The organism is Streptosporangium sp. NPDC005286 (assembly GCF_040607515.1).
GTDB lineage: Bacteria > Actinomycetota > Actinomycetes > Streptosporangiales > Streptosporangiaceae > Streptosporangium.
The window spans coordinates 1-4,398 of the sequence record NZ_JBEXGU010000322.1; the positions used below are offsets into that span (position 1 = coordinate 1).

Annotated in this window: 4 protein-coding genes; all 4 read right to left on the minus strand. The window is 69.9% G+C overall.

What is annotated here, in order from left to right:
- Positions 1-36: 36 nt before the first annotated feature.
- Positions 37-447: a nucleoside-diphosphate kinase gene (gene ndk, locus ABZU75_RS45390; RefSeq protein ID WP_030924808.1), complete on the minus strand. Its 411-nt coding sequence runs from the start codon at positions 445-447 to the stop codon at positions 37-39.
- A 91-nt stretch (positions 448-538) separates the two neighbouring features.
- Positions 539-2,317, minus strand: a complete 1,779-nt coding sequence (locus ABZU75_RS45395) for a hypothetical protein (protein WP_355569449.1) — start codon at positions 2,315-2,317, stop codon at positions 539-541.
- A gap of 68 nt (positions 2,318-2,385) precedes the next feature.
- Positions 2,386-2,724: a DUF4233 domain-containing protein gene (locus ABZU75_RS45400; RefSeq protein ID WP_355569452.1), complete on the minus strand. Its 339-nt coding sequence runs from the start codon at positions 2,722-2,724 to the stop codon at positions 2,386-2,388.
- A 49-nt stretch (positions 2,725-2,773) separates the two neighbouring features.
- On the minus strand, positions 2,774-4,066 hold the full coding sequence (locus tag ABZU75_RS45405; protein ID WP_355569455.1) for a folylpolyglutamate synthase/dihydrofolate synthase family protein: 1,293 nt from the start codon (positions 4,064-4,066) through the stop codon (positions 2,774-2,776).
- Between the last annotated feature and the right edge of the window lie 332 nt (positions 4,067-4,398).

A 4,398-nucleotide genomic window follows, 5' to 3' on the forward strand; every position in this document is an offset into this window, starting at 1 on the left:
ACGGCGGGGCCCGACAAACACGATAAAAGCGGGCGCCTAGAAGCGATCCGGGAAGAAGATCTTGATCTCCCTTGCGGCGGACTCGGGGGAGTCCGAGCCGTGGACGACGTTCTCGCCGATCTCCAGAGCGTGGTCACCGCGAATGGTGCCGGGAGCGGACTTGACCGGGTCGGTCAGGCCGGCGAGGGAGCGGAAGGCCTCGATGGCGCGCGGCCCCTCCAGCACCAGCGCGACCAGCGGACCGGAGGTGATGAACTCCACCAGCTCACCGAAGAACGGCCGCTCGGAGTGCTCGGCGTAGTGCGTCTTGGCGGTGTCGACGTCCAGGGTGCGCAGCTCCAGCGCCACGACCTTCAGGCCCTTGCGCTCGACACGGGCGATCACGTCGCCGATGAGACCACGCGCCACACCGTCGGGCTTGATCAGGACAAGGGTGCGCTCGGACACTGAGGTTCTCCTTCGAACACGTATGGGTCGCTGACTGCGGTAATCGCGCGAAGTTTACCGCCCTTCGCGCGCTTTCCCGTGGTCGGCGGAGTCACTGGAGGGCCGGACCGTTCCCCGGGCCATCCTCCGGAGAGGGCGCGGGCGGTGGCACCACCACCGGCGGCGCGACCACCTTCTCCGGCTCCGGCTCCGTGTCGGGGTCCCGCTCGGGAACGCGGTCCGGCTCGTGCCGGGGCCTGGACCTGTTGCCCTTACCCGCCCCGGCACCTCCTCCCGCCGCGGCGACGGACCCGTGCACCGGCCCGGCCTCCGGCTTCGAGCGGGCCGGCGTGTGGGAACCGGTCATCGCCTCGGAGCGCGGCCGCACCACCGTGGGCCCTGACTGTCCTCGCATGACGCCTCCCTGCCGTACCCCGTCGGCGGGATCGACCTCCCCCGCGGGAGAGGGCACCAGCCCGGAGGTGGGGCCCGCCACTGGCGAGGTGTCCGCCGTACCGGCATCCGGCGGGCTCTCCGGACTTCCCGGACGCCCCGGCAGGAGACGGGCCAGTACGGCAGCGAGCACGATCACCACGAGCACCAGGCCACCCCCGATCAGTGCCCACAGGTGCAGAGCGTCCACGAACCCGTCGACCAGCGCCTGCGGGGTCTTGGCCTCCCGCAGCTGGGCGACCTGGACACCGCTGCCCAGCAGGAATCCGGCCAGCACCGCGGGGAAGAACAGCGACAGCGCCAGGAGCGCGGCCTCCTCGGCACAGGAGCGCAGCGCGCCGGTGAGGGCCACCGAGGCACCACCCGCGAGCAGCGTGAACGGAAGGATCAGCGCGAGCCCGCCCGGAGCGGGAAGGAACAGCCGTACCGCACACAGGCCCCCGACCACCACCACCAGTCCACCGGCGGTGACCATGGGCATGGCCGTGGCGGCCAGCCGGTTCGTCAGCGCGGCGGCCAGGAGGGCCACCACGGTGGCGATCGCGAAGGCCGACCACAGGCCGGACAGCCCCGGACCGCCCAGCCCGCCGAGTTCGACATAGGTGACCTGGGCCGCGGTGGGCAGGACAACGACGCCGACCGCGACCATCGCGTAGGCCGGCGCGCGGCCGGCGGCCCCCCGTGAGGCCCCCGAGGAGGCCAGGGCGAGCAGCACGACGACGGACACCAGGGCCGCGCGGATCACGAGACTCGCCGACCAGTCGAACGTGCTGCCCAGGGCGAGGGCCGCGACGCCCGCAGCGGGCACGACCGCCCACAGCGGGCGCCCGCGTGCCGCGACGACCGCGCCCGGACCGGCGGCGCTCTCCCCGTCCTTCAGCCACAGCACGAGGTAGAGCGCGGCCAGCACGAGCGCTACCCCGGTGAGCATCGGGTACGGCTGCAGGGTGACGCGCCAGGAGTCGACCTGGTCGAGGGGCCAGAGCGCGAGCGCCTGTGCGGCCAGGAGGCTCGCCGCCAGCGCGGCCGCCCACAGCGCCCGCAGGAACGGTGAGCGCCCCCAGACGGCCATCAGGGTGGCGGGGACCAGCAGGCCCGCGCCGACACCGTGCAGGACCCGCAGGACCCCCACCAGCACCGTGGACCCTGCATAGCCGCCGGCCGCGTCCGCGAAGGCGAGCAGGGTCAGCCCCGCGACCACCATCGGGGCCGCCCGCACCCGGCGTACGAGCACCGCGGCCACCGGCATGGTCAGGACCATCGCGGGGAGCGCCAGCCCATGCGCCCTGATCATCGCTATCTGTGAGACTTCCGGTGGCAGGAGGGCGGCGACCACCGAGATGGTGTTGGGGATGGCGACGATCGCCAACGGCAGCACTACCGCGACGAGCAGTCCTAGGACGACGTCGAGCATCAACGAGACACGGAATGCGCGCACCAGGCCCGTGGGCCCGGCGCCCACTGCCCGAGTCGGCTGAATGGGAGGGACGGCCATGTTGGCCGACTTTAGCGAGAAGTCACGCCCTCGACACGGCGAGCGACGAATATCGCTGTGATCCACAGCGCGGCGAAGATCACTCCGAGGAAGAACATGGTCGGGACCATGAAGCCGGAGGCGATGGCGAGCACCTGGACCAGGCTTCCCGCGACGTAGGCGAAAGGCCGCTTGAGCAGGCCGATGACCAGCACGCAGAGGAGCGCCAGACCCAGCCCGACGGTGGCCGCGATGGCCGGTTCGACGCCCTGGGTGTTGATGGCCACCGGCGTGAACAGCCCGACGACTATGGCCTCCATGCCGAGCACGCTGGCGCAGAGGCGCCTCATGCCCGGAGTGACCGTGATCATTTCTCTCTCCTCCTCAGTCGCCCGGCCGGCGGCCGTCGGCACTCACCGCTCACTGCGTCTCGTCTGCCTTGAGCAGGAGCCGCGCGTCGCCGGCGGTGACCACGGAACCTGTGATCAACACCCCGGCACCGCTGAACTCTCCCAGAGCGTCGACCATGCCGATCGCCCTGTCGATCGCACTGTCCAACCGCTCGACCTGGTGCACCCGGTCGAGACCGAAGATCTCCTCGGCCAGCGCGGCGAGATCGTCCACGTCCATGGACCTTGGCGAGGAGTTCCGGGTCACCACGATCTCGTCCATCATCGGTTCCAGCAGCTCCAGGATGCCCTCGACGTCCTTGTCCTCGAACACCGCCAGCACTCCGATGAGCTTCGCGAAGTCGAAGGACTCGTGCACTGCGTCCAGAGTGGCCCGCATCCCCGCCGGGTTGTGCGCGGCGTCGACGACAACCGTGGGGCCCCGGCGCACCACCTCCAGCCTGCCGGGCGAGCGCACCCCCAGGAACGCCTGCCGCACCAGCTCGGCGTCGAGAGGCTCGTCCCCGCCGGTCAGCGCCTCGACCGCGGCCAGGGCGCAGGCGGCGTTGCCGGCCTGGTGAGCGCCGTACAGGGGGAGCAGGATGTCGTCATAGGTACCCTTGAGACCCTTGAGCCGGAGCAGTTGCCCACCGATGGCGAGTTCCCGGCCCAGCACTCCGAACTCCAGTCCCTCGCGTGCCACGGTGGCGCCCGTCTCGGCCGCCTGCTGCATCAGCACCGCGGCTGCGGGAAGCTCCTGCTGCGCGAGCACGGCGATCGCCCCGGCCTTGATGATGCCGGCCTTCTCCCCCGCGATCGTCTCGACGTCGGGCCCGAGGTATTCGACATGGTCGAGGGAGATGGGCGTGATGACTGCCACAGCGCCGTCCGCGACGTTGGTGGCGTCGGTGATGCCGCCCATTCCCGTCTCGATGACCGCGACGTCCACGGGGGCGTCGGCGAACGCCGCGAACGCCATCGCGGTGAGTGTCTCGAAGAAGGAGGGCCGTCGTCCTTGAGCGTCGACCATCTCCAGGTAGGGCGCGATGTCCTCGTAGACCTCGACGAAGCGCTCCTCACTCAGTGGGGCACCGTCCACGCTGATGCGCTCGCGCATGGAGACGAGATGCGGGCTGGTGAACCGGCCGACACGCAGATTGCGCTCACGCAGCAGCGCCTCGATCATCCGGGTCGTGCTCGACTTACCGTTCGTACCGGCCACGTGCACGACGGGATAGGAGTGCTGCGGGGAACCGAGCAGGTCCATAAGCGCGGCGATCCTGTCGAGACTGGGCTCGAAGTTCCACTCGACTCCACGCTGCATGATCGCTTGTTCAACCGCTCGATAGTCCACGTCTCCAGCCTACTGACGTCCCGGTCAGCTTCCGGACACGAGTACCCCCAACGCAAAAAAGGGCCTCACCACCCGGTGGAGCACTTTCCCATCGCGAGATACGAAAACAGAAAGGCTCCCATCGGCCGCCAGAACTCTCCCGGAAAGCCCGAGGATCACCGGCCGACAGTCCGGATTCCAGAGTAAGAACCCCACCGGCCGGCGGGAGCCTCGGCCTTTCGGAACTCTCCTGGAAAACATGAAGGCCCCCACCGAAAGGTGAGGGCCCTCATAAAAGATTGTCCGGCGGCGACCTACTCTCC

Coding starts and splice junctions, on each gene's coding strand:
- ABZU75_RS45405 (WP_355569455.1), bottom strand. CDS start 4,066: ATGCAGCGTGGAGTCGAGTGGAACTTCGAGCCCAGTCTCGACAGGATC.
- ABZU75_RS45400 (WP_355569452.1), bottom strand. CDS start 2,724: ATGATCACGGTCACTCCGGGCATGAGGCGCCTCTGCGCCAGCGTGCTC.